Origin of the sequence: Mesorhizobium sp. B2-8-1 (assembly GCF_006440955.1) — a bacterium.
In the GTDB taxonomy this organism is placed as follows: domain Bacteria; phylum Pseudomonadota; class Alphaproteobacteria; order Rhizobiales; family Rhizobiaceae; genus Mesorhizobium.
Map to the genome: position 1 here is coordinate 233,978 of NZ_VFTX01000003.1, position 16,967 is coordinate 250,944.

The following is a 16,967-nucleotide window of genomic DNA, read 5'->3' on the forward strand; positions in this document are numbered from 1 at the left end:
GACCTGACATTGCGCTCAGCCGGCGCGCGATCCCGGCGCTTCCGGCCGGAGATAGACCGTCAGGCAGCAGCAACAGATCGCCAATCCGGCGATCGGGTATTTCAGGGCGACGACCGCCGCCAAGCCGAAAAGGCACAGCGTCACCATCGAGCGGATGCGCATGACCTTGCGCACCTTGAGCGGAACGGTGTCGGCCGGCATCGGGTCGATGAGTTCCCGGATCAGGAGAATGTAGGTCAGATTCACCAGGAAGAAGACGACCGCGTAGAACGCCACCGGCTGCGGGGCCAGCTCGCTGACCGCCATCCACGCGGTTGCCAGCGGCAGCAGCGACACCGAGAACAGGTGCGCGAAATTGTACCACATCAGGCTGGTCGTCGCCGCCGTGGCATGGCGCAGGAGATGATGGTGGTTCGCCCAGACGATGGCGATGAAGAGATAGCTCACGCCGTAGCTCAGCCATGTCGGCCACAAGGCCAGCAACGCAGTGAAGGTCGGCACCTCCGGTGGGCGCAGGTCAAGCACGAGCACGGTGATAAGGACGGCGAACACGCCATCCGAAAATGCGCTCAATCGCTCAAGCCCTGTCGAGGGAAGCACCTGGAGTGTCCTTGTCGAGGTTCGTCCGGCCTATGGTAGCATCGCCACCCGCAATATCCATGGCTGCCCAGTCGAGATCGCTAACGCGTTGCTTCGCGCCAAGTCCAACCCCGCTCACGACGCCTTGGCCAGAAAGCTCTGGTAATCCGATTTGGCCTGCAGCAGGCGCAGCACGTTCTCGCGCGAGCCGCGCACATGGGCGCGCGCCAGGGCGCCGGCGCGCTTGGCGTCGCCGGCGCAGATCGCCTCGACGATCTCGGCATGCTCGTCGCGGGCGATCTTCCATTCGTCGAGCCACAGCAGTTCCGTCCAGACATAGTGCTGGCATTTGTCGAGGATGCCGCACAGCATGCCGTGCAGCATGGCATTGCCGCTGATTTCGGCGATGACGCGGTGCAGATCGATGCCGACTTCAAGCTCCTGGAATTTTTCCCTTGTGGTTCGATCCGCAATGGCGGCCAGCCTCTCGCATTCGGCCAGCATGGCGCGCAGCCGCGCCTTGTCTTTCTCGGTGGCCGCAGCCGCCGCCAGTTCGGTGGCGTGGCCGTCGAGCAGTTCGCGGATGTCGAAGGCCTCGCGGAACATGTTTATGTCGAACTCGGTGACGGCGTAGCCCTGCCGCGGCCGGCCGGTGACCAACCCGTCGCGCTCGAGGCGGTTGAAGGCCTCGCGCACGGGCGTGCGGCTGACATTCAGCTTTGCCGCAATGTCGCTCTCGGTGACGCGCGCGCCCGGCGGGATCTGGCCGGTCACGATCATTGCCTTGAGCGCGGAATAGACCGAGTCGCGCAGCGTGTTTTTTGTTTCCTTGGCCAAGTTCCGTATCCAGTCTCCGGTCCGTGCCGGAAATCGATGTGTTTCGCGCGTAGCTGTATTCAAAATCGGCGCGTTTTGCCATTCCCCGGCCCCGGGTCGGTGGCCCCAAGGCCCCGGCGAGCGGTGTTGACTTCGCTGATCCCCGAGCTACACTCAAAATTGTATACAAAATCGCATGCGAAATCAAAAACAATGGGAACACCGGTTGGAGAACCGAAATGAACAGCACCAAAGGCATTAGCGTCGTTGCCATAGCGGGCCTCATGGCCACGGTCACGGCGCCCGCCGCGGCAGGCGACACCATTACCGTCGCCTCATGGGGCGGCACCTATCAGGAGGCGCAGGCCAAGGCCTTCTTCAAGCCGACCGCCGATGCGCTCGGCATCACCATCAAGGAAGACACGACCAACGGTCTCGATGACGTGCGCCTGCAGGTGACAGGCAACGCGGTGAAGTGGGACATCACCGAGCTCGGCGCCGACGAATGCGCGCGCGGCTCGAAGGAAGGGCTTTTCGAAAAGCTCGACTACAACCTCATCGACAAGAGCGGCATCAATCCCAAGCTCGTGCATGACGACTGGGTCGGCATCTCCTACACCTCCGTGGTACTCGTCTACCGGACCGACGTATTCGGTGACAAAGGCCCCAAGACCTGGGCCGACTTCTGGAATGTGGAGAAGTTTCCCGGACGGCGCGCACTGAGCAGCAGCCAGGCGACGGAGACGCTTAGCGTTGCAGCCCTCGCCGAAGGCATTCCGATCGACAAGGTCTATCCTGTCGACATCGACGGCGCGCTGAAATCGGTCGACAAGATCCGTGGCCATGTCGATGCCTGGTGGACTTCCGGCGCGCAGGCCATGCAACTGGTGAAGGACGGCGAGGTCGACATGGCAAGCATCTGGAACGGCCGCGCCGGCACCTTGAAGAAGGAAGGCGCGCCGGTCAGCTTCTCCTTCGACCAGGGCGTACTCACCGCCGACTGCATGGTCATTCCCAAGGGCGCCAAGAACAAGGAGGTCGCGATGAAGGCGCTGGCGATGTTCGTCAGTCCGCAATTACAGGCCAATCTGCCGCTTTATGTCGACAACGGACCGGTCAACGAGAAGGCGTTCGAGACCGGGAAGATCCCGCCGGAGCGGATCAAGGACATCAACTCGTCGCCTGAGAACGTCAAGAAGCAGGTGCTGCAGGACGCCGAGTTCTGGCGCGACAACCTCGTCGAGGCGACGGAGAAGTTCAACAATCTGATCCAGCAATAGACCGGAAACCCTGACATTGCGGGGCCGCCTGGCCCTGCTTCTTGGAGTCCTGCCTAGGAGAAAACAATCTTGTCCATTGCGCCATCCGCGCTGCCGATCGGCATGCGCGCGATAGAGAAACGTTTTGGCTCCGTATCGGTGCTGCGCGACCTCAATCTCGACGTCGCGGCCGGCGAATTCCTGACGTTGCTCGGCCCTTCCGGCTCCGGAAAGACGACGCTGCTGATGATCCTGGCGGGATTCGTCAGGGCCAATGCCGGCTCAATCAAGGTCGGCGACGAGGAGATCATCACCACGCCGCCGCACAGGCGCAATATCGGCATGGTGTTCCAGAACTATGCCCTGTTCCCGCATATGAACGTCTTCCACAACATCGCCTTTCCGCTGAAGCAGCGCCGCGTTCCGGCCGCCGAGACGGTGGAACGCGTCGAGAAAGCGCTGGAGTTGGTGAAGTTGCAGGGCCTCGGCGAACGGCGCGTCGACCAGCTCTCCGGTGGCCAGCGCCAGCGCGTGGCGCTGGCGCGCGCCATCGTGTTCGAGCCGCGCATCGTGCTGATGGACGAGCCGCTGTCGGCGTTGGACAAGGGCCTGCGCGAGCACATGCAGATCGAACTGCGCGCCCTGCATCGGCGGCTTGGCATGACGACTGTCTATGTCACGCACGACCAGCGCGAGGCGATCACCATGTCGGATCGTATCGCCGTCATGAATGCCGGGCGCATCGAGCAGCTCGACAAGCCCGAAATTCTCTACGCCGCGCCGCGCACCCGGTTCGTCGCCGGCTTCATCGGGGAATCGAATTTCATTCCCGTCGAATGCCGCAGCGGTTCGGTCTGGTACGAGGACAGGCAAATCCACACCGCGGCGCCGGCGCCGGCATCGGGCCAGCAGCTGATGGTGGTGCGGCCGGAAAAGCTGCGGCTGCTGGCAAATGCAGAGCCGGCCAAGGGCGTCAACGTGCTCAGCGCGACGCTCAGTGACGTGATTTATCAGGGCGACAGCTTCGTCTGCTACGCCGTGCTGCGCGACGGCAGGCAGCTGACATTGCGCGACTATTGCCGCAGCGACGTGCTGGCCAGGTTGCCGGCCGCCGGGCAGCCGATCGCGCTTGGCCTTGATGCGCAGGATACGATCCTGGTGGCGGCGGACTGATGAGCGTGCAAACCGCCGCGATGGACGAGGCAATTGGCGCCATGACCCAGGACCTGAACGCGCATGCGTTGCGCGCCGATGCGTGGCGCGAGCAGTTTCGGCTGCTGGCGCTGCTGGCGCCAAGTCTGTTCCTCGTCTTTGCCATCATCATCGTGCCGATCGGCTGGCTGTTCTGGCTGTCGCTGTTCGACGAGGCCGGCGTCTTGAGCGCCGCCAACTATGCGCGCTTCTTCGAGCAGGCCTCCTACATCAAGACCTTCCTCACCACCTTCAAGGTCGCCTTCATCGTCACCGCCGCCTGCGTGCTGCTGGGCTATCCCTTGGCCTACATGCTGTCGCAACTGCCGCGCCGGGCGGCGTCGATCTGCCTGATCTTCGTCATCCTGCCGTTCTGGACATCGGTGCTGGTGCGCACCTATGCCTGGCTGGTGATCCTGCAGCGCAAGGGGCTGATCAACAGTTGGCTGATCGACCTCGGAGTCATCAGCCAGCCGCTGCCGCTGGCCAACAATTTTTCCGGCGTCGTCATCGGCATGACGCATATATTGCTGCCGTTCCTGGTGCTGCCGCTCTACGCCTCGATGAAGACCATCGACACCGACTGCCTGCGCGCCGGGATGAATCTGGGCGCCGGCCCCGTCGCCACCTTCCGGCAGATCTTCTTTCCGCTGTCGCTGCCCGGCCTCGCCTCGGGCGTGGTCATCGTCTTCGTGCTGTGCCTGGGCTTTTTCGTCACGCCGGCGCTGATGGGCGGCGGCAAGGTCGTCATGTGGGCGATGCGCATGGAACAGACCACCAGCCTCTATTCCAACTGGGGCGCCGGCGCGGCGCTCGGCGTCGTGCTGCTCGTGGTCACGCTGGCGCTGCTCGGCCTGTTCCAGTGGCTGCTCGGCGCGCGCGCCACAGGTGTGTGGAGTTCGCGATGAGCGGAGATGTCGGCCTGCCGATCTCGCACCGGCAACGTCTGTGGCTCTATGCGCTGGGCGGCCTCGTGCTGCTGTTCCTGATCGCGCCGTCGGTCATCATCGTCATCATGTCGTTTTCGGATTCGACGCTGCTGCAGTTTCCGCCGCAGCAATGGTCGCTGCGTTGGTACCAGACCTACTTCCAGTCGCTGGAGTGGCGCGACGCGACGGTGGTCTCGGTCAAGGTGGCCGTTATGACCGCGCTGGTGGCGACGCCGCTCGGCACGGCCGCCGCCTATGCCATCAACCGGGGCACCCTGCGCTTCAACGGCACCATCAACGCGCTGATGACCGCGTCGCTGATCGTGCCGGTGATCTTGATCGGCATCGGCACCTTCTTCCTCTATGCGCGCATCGGGCTCAACAACACGCTGACCGGCCTGGTCATCGCGCATACGGTGCAGGCGCTGCCGCTGGTGGTGCTGACGGTGCTGTCCGGCTTGCGCTCCTATGACATGAACCAAGAGCGCGTGGCGCGCAGCCTCGGCGCCGGACGCGTCGCCGCCTTCTGGCAGGTGACCATGCCGCAGATCCGCTTCTCGATCGTTTCGGGCGCGCTGTTTGCCTTCATCACCTCCTTCGACGAAGTGGTGGTTTCGCTGTTCATATCGGGCGGCGAGACGACGACCTTGACGCGCCGCATGTTCAACGCCCTGCGCGACCAGATAGACCCGACGATCGCTGCCATCTCGACCTGCCTGATCGTGCTGTCGGTCGTGCTCTTGTCGGTGGCGCAGATCTTCGGCAGACGGCATTGATTTCACCGGACCAATTGGCTTCAAGTGACCAGGAGATATTCGGACAGAATGCGTGATTTCCAGTTTCCCGGCCGCTCGCCGGTCCGTGCCACCGAAGCGATCGCCGCGACCTCGCATCCGCTTTCGACGCTTGCAGCCATTGACATGCTGCGCGCCGGCGGCAATGCCATGGACGCCGCTGTCTGCGCCGCCGCCGTGCAGGGCGTGGTCGAGCCGCAATCGACCGGCATAGGCGGCGACTGCTTTGTCCTCTATTGCCCCGCGGGGCAGGGACACGTGCTGGCTTTCAATGGCTCCGGCCGGGCGCCCGCCAAGGCGACCGTGGACTGGTATCGCGACAAAGGCTTCAGCGAACTTCCCAAACAGGGACCGCATGCCGTGACCGTGCCCGGCGCGATCGACGCCTGGTGCAGGCTGCTGGAAGACCATGGCAGCAAGGACCTTGCAGAGGTGTTGGCGCCGGCGATCAACTATGCCGAGAACGGCTATGTCGTGCATGACCGCGTCGCCTTCGACTGGGCCGAACCGGAGACCGACCTGTCGGCCGACGAGCACGCCGCGCGCATTTTCCTGCCGGGCGGCGAGGCGCCCAGGGCCGGCGACGTGCACCGGCAGCCGGAGCTTGCCGCCACCTTACGCATCATTGCCAGGCATGGCCGCGCCGGGTTCTATGAAGGCACCGTGGCCGACGACATTGTGAGCCGGCTCAGGGCGTTGGGCGGACTGCATTCGCTTGAGGATTTCGCTTCGACCAAGGGCGATTATGTAGCGCCGGTCAGCGTCTCCTATGGCGGCCACGAGATCCACCAGATGCCGCCGAACAACCAGGGGCTGACGGCGCTCGTGATGCTGAATGTGCTGTCGGGGTTCAAGCTCGGCGGCCTCGACCCCAACGGCGCCGAGCGCCTGCACTTGGAGATCGAAGCGGGGCGGTTGGCCTACCGCGACCGCGACCGTTTCCTCGGCGACCAGGACCATGTGCCGGTGCCGGTAAAAGAGCTTCTGTCGGCCGCCTATGCCGAGCGGTTGCGTGCCGAGATCGACCGCCAGCGTGCCATGACGCACCTGCCGGATGTGCAGCTGCCCGGCAGCGACACGGTCTATATCTCCATCGTCGACCGCGACCGCAACGCGGTCTCCTTCATCAACTCCACCTATTATTCCTTCGGCAGCGGCGTCGTCGGCCCTAAGACCGGCGTGGTGCTGCAGAACCGCGGCTCGAGCTTCCGCCTCGACCCGGCGCATCCGAACGCGATCGCGCCCGGCAAGCGGCCGATGCACACGATCATGCCCGGCATGGCGACGCGGAACGGCCGCGTGGTGATGCCGTTCGGCGTCATGGGCGGCGGCTACCAGCCGTTCGGCCACGTCCATCTTTTGACCAACGTGCTCGACTTCGGCATGGATCCGCAGCAGGCGCTCGATGCGCCGCGAGTGTTCTACAATGACGGCATGGTGGAGGCCGAGCGCGGTGTTCCCGCTGATGCGATCGAAGGCCTGCGCCGCCGCGGCCATGCCATCACCCAGCCGCACCATCCGCTCGGCGGCGGCCAGGCGGTGCTGATCGACTGGGAAAAGGGAACGCTGACCGGGGCGTCGGATCCACGCAAGGACGGAATGGCGCTTGGGTATTGATGGGATCGGGACAGCCGTCGCGGCCCGGATTTGGCTGCAGTTGCCGCAGCAAGCGTCGGCGCCGCCCCACATGAGCAGCATACCCTCACCCCGCCACCAGGTGACCGCCTCCGACATCGCTCAGCGCCAGCCTCTGCGGGCTCTCGCCCAGCCTCCGCGTCGCACTCGGAATCTCCTGGTCCAGCCTTGCGAACCGGCTCCTGCGCTTCGCCGGATCGGGCACCGGCACAGCTTCGATCAGCCGCCTGGTGTAAGGGTGGCGCGGGTTGGAGAAAACCTGGTCGCGCGTGCCCATCTCGACGATCTGGCCGAGATACATGACGGCGACGCGGTCGGAGATGTTTTCGACTACGGCCATATCATGGGAGATGAAGAGGTAGGCGGCGCCGAATTCGCGCTGCAATTCCTTCAACAGGTCGAGCACGCGCGCCTGCACGGAAACGTCGAGGGCCGAAACGCTTTCGTCGGCGATGATCAGCTTCGGCCTTAGCGCCAGGGCGCGGGCGATGCAGACACGCTGGCGCTGGCCGCCGGAGAATTCGTGGGGATAGAGCTCCATCTGGCCGGCCGACAGGCCGACACGCTCGAATAATGCCGCCACCCGCTCCCTGCGCTCTTCCTTCGAAGCGACGCCATGGATGACCAGCGGCTCGGCGACGAGATCGCCGACGCGCATGCGCGGGTCGAGCGAAGCGTAGGGGTCCTGGAAGATCATCTGCACGTCGCGGCGCACCGCCTTGCGCTCGTCGCGGCCGAGGCCCGACAGGTTGCGTCCGCCGATGACGATGTCGCCGGTATAAGGCACCAGTCCGGCCAGCGCCTTGGCGGTGGTCGACTTGCCGCAGCCGGATTCGCCCACCAGCGCCAGCGTTTCGTTGGGCGCGATCGAAAAGCTGACGCCTTCGACGGCATGGACGCGCCGGTTGACCCGGCCGAAGAAGCCGCCACGCAGGTCGAACCGGACATGCAGATCGGTGACATCGGCGACGTTCGCCGGCGCAACCGGCTCGGCAATCTCTTTCGATTTCTGGCGGCCGGCGCCAGTGCCGATGCGCGGCACGGCGGCGAGCAGCTCGCGTGTGTACTCGGCTTGCGGCCTGGCGAAAATGTCCGATGTCTTGCCTTCCTCGACCATGCGGCCATGCCGCATGATGATGACGCGGTCGGCCATTTCGGCGACCACGCCCATGTCGTGGGTGATGAGGATGACGCTGGTGCCGTGCTGGCGCTGCAGGTCGCGCAGCAGTTCCAGAACCTCGCCCTGCACGGTGACGTCGAGCGCAGTCGTCGGCTCGTCGGCGATCAGCACGTCGGGTTCCAGCGCCAGCGCCATGGCGATCATCACCCGCTGGCGCATACCGCCGGACAGCTCATGCGGAAACTGTTTCAGCCGGCTTTCGGCTTCCGAAATGCGCACTGCCTTCAACGCCTCGCTGGCGCGGCTTCGGGCCTCGGCGGGCGAGAGGCTGGTATGCGCCTCGATGGATTCGGTGAGCTGGCGGCCGATCGACAGCACCGGGTTCAGCGAGGTCATCGGCTCCTGGAAGATCATGGCGATGCGGTCGCCGCGGATGCGGCGCATCCGGCGCTCGTCGAGCGCTGTGAGATCGGTGTCGCCCGCATCCCCGCCAAGAAGGCGGATCGTGCCCGAAGATATGCGCGCGGCGGGCCGCGGCAGTAGTTGCATGATCGCCAGCGCGGTCATCGATTTGCCGGAGCCGGATTCGCCGGCGATGCAGAGCGTCTCGCCGCGTGAAAGCGTCAGAGAGAGGTTGGAGACGACGTCGCGCTCGCCGTCCTCGCCACGCACGGAGACGGAGAGATTGGCGATGTCGAGAATGGTTTCGGTGGCTGATGTCATTGCAGACGCAAACCTGCAAGGGATTTATTCTGTGGCGCCCCCCACCCGGACCTTCGGTCCGACCTCCCCACAAGGGGGAGGTAGGGCGCCGGTTTTTTACTCTCCCCCTTGTGGGGAGGGTCGCTGCGAAGCAGCGGGGTGGGGGTGCAGCGCCGACCGAACATCATTCGAACACGCAGCGCGGGAAGTAGAACGACACCACCCAGTTCGGCATGTCGACGATCTCGCTGATCCTGAGATCGCCACAGACCGAGGCCAGCATATAGGCCTCGACCGGATCGATCTGGTAACGGCCGGCGAGCAGGTCGATCATCTGGGCGACCGCCTCTTTCGCGCCGGTCATCAGGTCCGGGCCGATGCCCGTGGTCACCTCGTAACCCTTGGTGTCGAGGTGGCGCGTCACCGGGCCGGGCGTGGTGAAGCGCGGCATCTTCAGCCTGGCGTCCTTGACAAGGTCGAGCTTGAGCACGACGTCCATCGGGCTTTCGATCGCCGTGCCGCAGACCTCGCCATCGCCCTGCGCGGCATGCGTGTCGCCGACCGAAAACAGCGCGCCGGCCACCTCCACCGGCAGATAGAGCGTTGTGCCGGCGGCGAGGTCGCGAATGTCCAGATTGCCGCCGACGCGGCGGGGCGGCACCACCGAGTGATGGCCCATCTCGCCCGGCGCGTTGCCGATGGTGCCGGCGAAGGGTTTCAGCGGCACGCGGCCGTTCTTGCCGAACAAGGCCGGCTCCAGCGAGGCGGCATCGTATTTCCAGATGTTGAGCGCCGGCTGCTTGAAGTCGTCGGCGAGCAGGCCGAAACCTGGAATGTTCGCCGTCCAGCCGAAGCCGGACGGTTTGAACATCTCGATCGTCACCTTCAGCGCGTCGCCCGGCTCGGCGCCCTCGACGAAGATCGGCCCGGTGACAGGGTTGATCCCGGCGAAGTCGAGCTTGGCGATGTCGGCGACGGTGCTGTCGGGCTTGAGCTGGCCACCGGAGGAATCGAGGCACTGAAACTCGATGGTCGAGCCGGGCGCCACGCGCTGCGCCGGGGCAAAGGAATTGTCCCAGCCGAAATGGTGATGGCGTCCGTGGATGGTGTAGTCGCAGTTATTGCACATCTTTTACGTACACATTGTCGTAGTTGATCGGGATATGGACCGGGTCGACATAGAGGTTGTCGGTGCCGCCCATGCGCGCGGACTTCATGGTGAAGCGCTGCTCGTTGAAGACCGGCGCCCAGGGCGCGTCCTCCATCACCTTGTCGTAGATGGCGCTCCACATCTTGTCGCGCTCGGCGGCTTTAGCCGGGTCGACCACCGAGTCGGCCTCGGCCGCCTTGGCGTCGAGGTCCTTGTTGCAATACCACGACCAGTTCCAGCCGCCAGGCACCGCGCCAGCACAGCCGAGGATCGGACCGTAGAAGTTCGATGGGTCCGGGAAGTCGGCGATCCAGGCCATGCCGCCCGACCAGATCATCGGCGCGCCGGCCTTGTCGCCGCCGGCGGCGATGACGTTTGCCTGGGCGAGCGACTGGATGCTGGCCTTGATGCCGATCGCCGCGAGGTCCTGCTGGATCGCCTGCGCGATGCGCGGATTGGGATCGGTGTTCATGGCGAAAAGCTGCGTCTCGAAGCCGTCGGGATGGCCGGCTTCGGCCAGCAGCGCCTTGGCTTTGGCGACGTCATAGGGATAGCCCTTGTACGCCTTGTCGTAGCCCGGCATCGAGGGCGGCAGCGGCTGGTTGGCCGGCACGGCACGGTTGTTGATGATCTGGACGACACGCGCCTTGTTGATCGCCATGTTGACCGCCTGGCGCACCTTCACATTGTCGAACGGCGCCATGGTGGTGTTCATGGTGACGTAGCCGGTGTGCAGCTGCCCGCCCTCGACGACGCGCGCCTTCTGCTCGGGATCGGCCATCACCTCCTGGAACTTGGCCGGCGGAATGCCATCGCCGGGCACGTCGATCTCGCCCTTCTGAAGGCGCAGCAGCGCCACGATCGGCTCTTGGCCGATCTCGAAGGTGATCTTGTCCAGATGCGGCAGTCCCTTGTGCCAGTAGTCCGCGTTGCGCTCGAAGACGATGCGCTGGCCGAGCGTCCACTCGGCGAGCTTGAAGGCGCCGGTGCCGACCGGATGCTTGCCGAAATCGGCGCCGTATTTCTCGACCTCTTCCTTCGGCACGACATGCGAGAAGTTGATGGCCATGACATGCAGGAAGGTGGCGTCGGGCCGGGTCAGCTCGAACTTGACGGTATAGGGATCGACGACGGTGACGCCGGACAGGCTTTCGGCCTTGCCGGCGGCGACATCGTCATAGCCCTTGATCGAGCCGAAGAATCCGGCGCCGGGGCTCTGCGTCTTCGGATTGGTGACGCGGTCGAGCGAGTATTTCACGTCCTCGGCGGTCATTTCGCGGCCATTGTGGAATTTCACACCATGGCGCAGCTTGAAGGTGAAGGTCTTGCCGTCGGGCGAGATCTCGTAGCTTTCGGCGAGGTCGGGCTTGAGATTGGTGGTGCCCGGCTCGTAGTCCATCAGCCCGTCGAACAGGCTCTTGATCATCGACCAGTTCTGCCAGTCATAGCCGATCGCCGGATCGAGGGTCGCGACATCGTCCTTGTAGGTGATGGTGATGGCGCCGCCCTGCTTGGCGTTGGGGTCGACGGCGTCCTCGGCGCGGACGCTCGTCATGCCGAGCATCAGCGCCAGCGCCGATGCGGCCACGGTTGATGCGAGAAGCTTTTTCATTGTTATGTTCCCTTTCTCTGTTGGTTTTCTGGTTTTCATCTGAGCTTGATGCGGGGATCGATGAACGGGGCGATGATGTCGGCCAAGAGATTGCCGAGCACGATGGCGAAGGCCGACACCAGCGTGACGCCCATGATGATCGGAATGTCGACGCGCTGGATCGCCTGCCAGGCGAGCTGGCCGATGCCTGGCCAGCCGAACACGCTTTCGACCACCACGATGCCGCCCATGAAGATGCCGATGTCGATGCCGATCATGGCGATGACCGGCAGGATGGCGTTGGGGAGCGCATGGCGGAACAGGATGGCGCGGCGCGCAAGGCCCTTGGCGCGCGCGGTGCGCACATAATCCTGGCGCAGCACGTCGATCATCGAGGAGCGCATCATGCGCGCGTACCATCCGGCGCCGAGTATGCCCATGGTGAGCGAAGGCAGCACCAGATGGCGCCAGGTGCCGTAGCCGCCGATCGGGAACCAGCCCAGCCGCACGGCGAACACGTAAAGCAAAAGCAGGCCGACGACGAATTGCGGCGCCGAGACGCCGACGAAGGAGGCGACCATCAGCGTCTGGTCGGTGGCGGTGCCGCGCTTGACGGCGGCGATCAGGCCCATGCTGAGCCCGATCAGCAATTCGCACAGGATGGCGCCGACCATCAGGAGCAGGCTCGCCGGCAGCCGCGAGACGATAAGCTCGGTGACCTCGGAGCGCTGGATGTAGGAGCGGCCGAGATCGCCGCTGGCGAGCTTCGTGAGATAGTGCCAGTACTGGACCACGAAGGGCTGGTCGAGGCCGAGCTGCTGGCGGATGTTCTCGACCGTCTGCGGCGTGGCGCTGCGGCCGGCGATCTGGCGCACCGGGTCGGCAGGCAGCAAATAAAGCAGCGCGAAGGTGATCAGCGAGACGCCGAGCAGGATGAGCAGCGACTGGATCAGGCGGCGGCCGAGATAGGCGATCATGCCCGGCCCCTTTGCGTCGGATCGAGGATGTCGCGCAGCGCGTCGCCGATCAGGTTGAAGGCCAGCGCCAGCGCCAGGATCGCCGCACCCGGGAAGAACACCAGCCAGGGTGCCGCCTGGAAGTAGGTCTGGTTCTCGAAGATGATGTTGCCCCAGGAGGCCGTCGGCGGCTGCACGCCGATGCCGAGGAAGGAGAGCGTCGCTTCCAGCAGCACCGTGGTGGAGATGCCGAGCGTGCCCCAGACGATGATGGTGGGCAGAAGATGCGGCAGGATGTGGCGAAACAGGATGCGCGGCGCGCTCGCCCCGATGGTGCGTTCGGCATCGATGAACTCGCGTTCGGCGAGCGAAGAGGTTTCGGTGTAGATGACGCGCGCGGTCTGCACCCAGTTGACCAGCGCGATGACCAGAGCGACGATCCAGAGACTTGGCTCGAACACTGCCGCCAGGCAAATGGCGAGCAGCAGCGCCGGAAACGCCATCATCAGATCGGTGAAGCGCATGAGAGCGCTGCCGATCCAGCCGCGGAAATAACCCGCCGTGACGCCGACTAGCGTGCCGATCAACAGCGCCACGCCATTGGCGGCGATGCCGATGATCAGCGAGGTGCGGGCGCCGTAGAGAATGCGGGTCAACAGGTCACGGCCGAGCAGGTCGGTGCCCAGCCAGAATTTTGCGCCGGGCGGCAAGGGCGAGCCTTCCAGCGTCAGCCCGTCGAACATCTGCTCATTCGGATCATAGCCGGTCAGCCAAGGCGCAAGGATCGCGCCGGCGAGGACGATGGCGACGATAACCAGGCCAAGCACTGCCAGGCGGCGTTTGACCAGCCGACGCCAGACGCCGGCGCGCGGCTTGACCGGCATGCGTGCGGCCGCCGGGAGGTCAGGCGCGATGGGAGTGGTCATCGCCGCCTTCCTCACCCGTTACTTCCTCACTCATCATTGCCACGATGCGGCGCGCCGCATCCTCCACGCTGATCTGCCAGCTCATCGCCAGCGAGCGAAGCTGCGCATAGGCGCGATCGTCGTCGGCGCCTTTCGACAGTGCCGCGACCGCGCGCACGATGGTCTGGCGCTCGGCGACGCGCTGGCGCAGCGTGGCGATCTCGCCGGCCAAATGTTTTCGCGCCTCGAAACTCTGCCTTGCGATCAGCAGCGCGCTGTAGACGCCGGCGGTGCCGACCGGCTTCAGGAGCTGCGCATCGGCCTTGTGCGAGAGAGCCCATTCGATGCGGCCGGGCGCCTCCGAACCGATCAGCGCCACCAGCGGCATCGGCGCCTCGCCGGCCTTCCACGGGAATTGCTCGTCGAAACCGAGATCGGCGTCGAAGAACACGAAATCGGCAGCCAGCGCTTCAGGCGGCAGTTCGGGCCAGCAGTCGACGGTGACCAGGCCGATGGCGGACAACTGCCTGGTGATGGCCTGCACGGTCGGGTGCGGGCGATGCAGGATGAATGCCCTGGCGCCGCCGAGATTCGGGATGCGCGATGGCCTGGTCACGACACCACCCTCAGGCGCGGCCGGCCGAATGTTTTGGCCGGGTCATAGCGTGACAGATACGGATCCGGCGCGACCTCGTGCTGCCGGCTGACGACCTCGAAGAAGCCGTCGGCGATCCGGCCGATGATTACCGGCAGCGTTGCGTGCTGGGAATGAGCGTCGATAGCAATCGGGCCGAGCCGGGTGGAGAAGCGCCGTTCGGCGAAGGCCTTGGAAAATTCCGCCGGACCGGCGTCGGGATCACGCGAGAGCACGTCGGCCATCACTTGCACGGAGGCATAGGCGGAGGCCTCGAAAGACGAGGCGAAGGCCGCCGGGCGAGGCGCGAAATACGGCCCGACCGACAAATGCCCCTTGCCGGTTTCGCCGATCGCCGGCAGCTCACCCTCGGTGAGGTTGCAGGAGATGACCGGGCACACCTCGGGGCTGAAGGCCGAGTCCTCAACGCCCAGGTCGCGGTAGGCCGCCAGGAAGGCGTAGGAGGAGGTGCCGATCAGGTTGTTGAGGACGAAGTTCGGCCGCGTCGCCCGGATCTCGGCGATCAACCGCGACACGTCGGTCTCGCCTATGCGCAGATAGCGCTCGCCCAGAACCTTGCCGCCGGCATCCGCGATCAGGTCGCGCGCCACGCGGTTCATCTCCCAGCCCCAGATGTAGTTCGAGCCGAGCAGGAAGCCGTTGGCGCCGAAGCGGGGCACGACATGGGCCATCAGCGGCACCAGATGCTGGTTTGGGCAAGCGTGCATGTAGACGACGTGCTCGTTGGCCTCGAAGCCTTCATAGGGGCAGGCGTACCAGAGCATGCCGCCGGCTTTTTCCAGCACCGGAATGGTCTCCTTGCGACTCCAGGAAGTGACGCAGCCGACGACATGGCGGGCGCTGCTGGTCTTGAAGATGTCCTCGCAGAGCGTCGCATAGCGATCGGCATTGCTTTGCGGGTCACGCTCGACGGGCATCAGTTCGATACCCGAGCCGCGGTCGGCATTGGTGTCGGCGATGGCGCGCATGGCGCCCATCCGGCACGCATCGGAGACGAGCTGGTAGCTTCCCGAGCGGGAATAGAGGATGCCGATCTCGATACGCCGTTTCAAACAGATCCCCAAAATAACAATGCCCCGCAGCCACCGCCGGAGGGCGAGGCATACGAGGCATTCTTGCCGCCCGGCGATCAGGGCCGGTATTTTCAGCCTAAACTATTCCGTGCCACCACGCAGTCAAGCGGGAAAGTGGGTAGTGTCTCAGTTTGAAATTAGACGCCGCGCTTGTCGCGATCCTAGCCAAACTCCTATGGAAAAGCGGCGCGATTGAAAAGAACATGTGACCTTTTGGACCGGTCGGAATCAGGCCGCCTTGCGCCGTATGAGAGATGCTAGGACGGTACGCATTCCTGAGTATGCCGGGCCGCCGATTGTCACTTCCCAGTCAGTGCCGCGTTTACGGGGAAACTTAGCACTGCGTAGCGCTTCACGGAATGCTGTCGGCTCAACGCCTACGGTTTGAGCCATTTCTTCAGCGGTTGTGTATTTGGCTATCATGAAATCTCCTGTGCTTTCCTCTAGGCATATAGGGATTCAGAGCGGAATGCGCCAGCAGACCGGCCAGATCGCAACCGGGACACTACGGGAAAGTGCGTTCGTCAGCTCAACCGCGGCGCTGCGGCCCGTTTGGCGCGGCGGCTAGGCTACCGTGCTCGCCGTTCAGAAAATTTTGAGAGAATATTCCGGGCTTCCGGGCGAACCGGGAACGCGGTTCTTTGATAATATCCCTAGAGTTTCTGATGATCTGGACAAGGCTTGGCGTTCCGCCCGGCTTGTGACTTCGCAACCGCAGAGATCCATCATGTCCGATTTCAGGAACACCTTGTCGTCTTCCCTCTCGTCATATTTCAACCGCCGCGCGGGTCTTGGCTTGCTTTTCGCTTCGGCGGTCGCGGTCGCCGGGCTGATTGCGCCCAGCGCTTCGTTCGCCGAGGACAAGAAGGCGATCAAGGTCGGCATCATCAGCGGCGAGGACGAGGATGTCTGGCGCGTCGTCGTCGCCCAGGCGGCGCAAAAGGGCCTCAGCATCGAAACCGTGGTCTTCAACGATTACACCCAGCCCAATGAGGCGCTGGAACGCGGCGAGATCGACGCCAATGCCTTCCAGCACCAGCCCTATCTCGACAACCAGATCAAGACACAGGGCTACCACATCGTGCGCGTCGGCTATACCGGCGTCTGGCCGATCGGCCTCTACTCCAAGAAATATACGAAGATCGCCGACCTGCCCGAGGGCGCGGTGATCGGCGTGCCGAACGATCCCTCCAATGAAGGCCGGGCGCTGCGCGTGCTGCAGAACGAGGGCGTGATTAAACTGAAGGACGGCACCGGCATTCTCGCCACCACCGCCGACATCGCGGAAAACCCGAAGAAGGTCGAGATCAAGGAGCTTGACGCCGGCATTGTCGGCCGCTCCGTCGAGGATCTCGATGCCGCCGTGGTCAACACCGACTGGGCGCTGAAGAGCGGCCTGACACCGGAAAACCGTATCGCGCAGGAGCCTATCGCCGACAACCCCTACCGCAACTTCATCGCGGTCAAGGTTGGCAATGAGAACGAGCCCTGGGTGAAGACGCTGGTCGCCTCCTACCAGAACGAGGCGGTGAAAGCCGAGTTCGACAAGGTCTACAAGGGCACCGGCCTCAGCGCCTATTGAGGCTGTTAGTGCATTTGACATGAAGGCGGT

15 protein-coding genes are annotated in these 16,967 nt (G+C 64.4%); 6 read left to right on the forward strand and 9 right to left on the reverse strand.

Features of this window, described 5'->3' with window-relative positions; all coding sequences use genetic code 11:
* Nucleotides 1–15: 15 nt before the first annotated feature.
* Complete coding sequence (locus tag FJ428_RS09555) at nucleotides 16–573, reverse strand: TMEM175 family protein (protein ID WP_246670963.1); 558 nt, start codon at nucleotides 571–573, stop codon at nucleotides 16–18.
* A gap of 141 nt (nucleotides 574–714) precedes the next feature.
* Complete coding sequence (locus FJ428_RS09560) at nucleotides 715–1,416, reverse strand: GntR family transcriptional regulator (protein WP_181165185.1); 702 nt, start codon at nucleotides 1,414–1,416, stop codon at nucleotides 715–717.
* Between the two features lie 218 nt (nucleotides 1,417–1,634).
* Between FJ428_RS09560 and FJ428_RS09565 the strand changes: the two genes are divergently transcribed.
* From FJ428_RS09565 to ggt, 5 genes are all read left to right on the forward strand, one after another.
* The gene (locus tag FJ428_RS09565; RefSeq protein WP_140514265.1) at nucleotides 1,635–2,675 is read left to right on the forward strand and encodes an ABC transporter substrate-binding protein; all 1,041 of its coding nucleotides are present in this window, start codon (nucleotides 1,635–1,637) and stop codon (nucleotides 2,673–2,675) included.
* Nucleotides 2,676–2,744: 69 nt separating this feature from the next.
* A complete protein-coding gene (locus FJ428_RS09570) occupies nucleotides 2,745–3,827 on the forward strand; it encodes an ABC transporter ATP-binding protein (RefSeq protein WP_140554658.1) in 1,083 nt (360 codons plus the stop codon).
* On the forward strand, nucleotides 3,827–4,753 hold the full coding sequence (locus FJ428_RS09575) for an ABC transporter permease (protein ID WP_140554659.1): 927 nt from the start codon (nucleotides 3,827–3,829) through the stop codon (nucleotides 4,751–4,753). Before FJ428_RS09570 ends, FJ428_RS09575 begins: the two co-directional genes overlap by 1 nt.
* Nucleotides 4,750–5,550 carry an ABC transporter permease gene (locus FJ428_RS09580; protein ID WP_140491547.1) on the forward strand — a complete coding sequence of 267 codons (801 nt, stop codon included), beginning with the start codon at nucleotides 4,750–4,752 and terminating at the stop codon, nucleotides 5,548–5,550. Before FJ428_RS09575 ends, FJ428_RS09580 begins: the two co-directional genes overlap by 4 nt.
* A 48-nt stretch (nucleotides 5,551–5,598) precedes the next feature.
* Nucleotides 5,599–7,185: a gamma-glutamyltransferase gene (gene ggt / locus FJ428_RS09585; protein WP_140879337.1), complete on the forward strand. Its 1,587-nt coding sequence runs from the start codon at nucleotides 5,599–5,601 to the stop codon at nucleotides 7,183–7,185.
* Between the two features lie 85 nt (nucleotides 7,186–7,270).
* Here the strand turns inward: ggt and FJ428_RS09590 are convergent, their stop codons facing one another.
* The 7 genes from FJ428_RS09590 to FJ428_RS09620 form a co-directional block, all read right to left on the reverse strand.
* Nucleotides 7,271–9,046: an ABC transporter ATP-binding protein gene (locus FJ428_RS09590; RefSeq protein ID WP_140879338.1), complete on the reverse strand. Its 1,776-nt coding sequence runs from the start codon at nucleotides 9,044–9,046 to the stop codon at nucleotides 7,271–7,273.
* Between the two features lie 163 nt (nucleotides 9,047–9,209).
* The gene (locus FJ428_RS09595) at nucleotides 9,210–10,154 is read right to left on the reverse strand and encodes an acetamidase/formamidase family protein (protein WP_140491553.1); all 945 of its coding nucleotides are present in this window, start codon (nucleotides 10,152–10,154) and stop codon (nucleotides 9,210–9,212) included.
* Nucleotides 10,144–11,787, reverse strand: a complete 1,644-nt coding sequence (locus tag FJ428_RS09600) for an ABC transporter substrate-binding protein (RefSeq protein ID WP_140879339.1) — start codon at nucleotides 11,785–11,787, stop codon at nucleotides 10,144–10,146. Before FJ428_RS09600 ends, FJ428_RS09595 begins: the two co-directional genes overlap by 11 nt.
* Before the next feature lie 35 nt (nucleotides 11,788–11,822).
* Complete coding sequence (locus FJ428_RS09605; protein WP_140491557.1) at nucleotides 11,823–12,743, reverse strand: ABC transporter permease; 921 nt, start codon at nucleotides 12,741–12,743, stop codon at nucleotides 11,823–11,825.
* Entirely contained in the window at nucleotides 12,740–13,606 is an 867-nt protein-coding gene (locus tag FJ428_RS09610; protein ID WP_210241474.1) for an ABC transporter permease, read from the reverse strand. Before FJ428_RS09610 ends, FJ428_RS09605 begins: the two co-directional genes overlap by 4 nt.
* 19 nt (nucleotides 13,607–13,625) lie before the next feature.
* Entirely contained in the window at nucleotides 13,626–14,243 is a 618-nt protein-coding gene (locus FJ428_RS09615; RefSeq protein ID WP_140879341.1) for an ANTAR domain-containing protein, read from the reverse strand.
* Entirely contained in the window at nucleotides 14,240–15,334 is a 1,095-nt protein-coding gene (locus FJ428_RS09620) for a transporter substrate-binding protein (protein WP_140879342.1), read from the reverse strand. The genes FJ428_RS09615 and FJ428_RS09620 overlap by 4 nt, the downstream gene beginning before the upstream one ends.
* Before the next feature lie 748 nt (nucleotides 15,335–16,082).
* Here FJ428_RS09620 and FJ428_RS09625 point away from each other — a divergent pair.
* Entirely contained in the window at nucleotides 16,083–16,937 is an 855-nt protein-coding gene (locus FJ428_RS09625; RefSeq protein WP_140491565.1) for a MetQ/NlpA family lipoprotein, read from the forward strand.
* Nucleotides 16,938–16,967 lie beyond the last annotated feature (30 nt).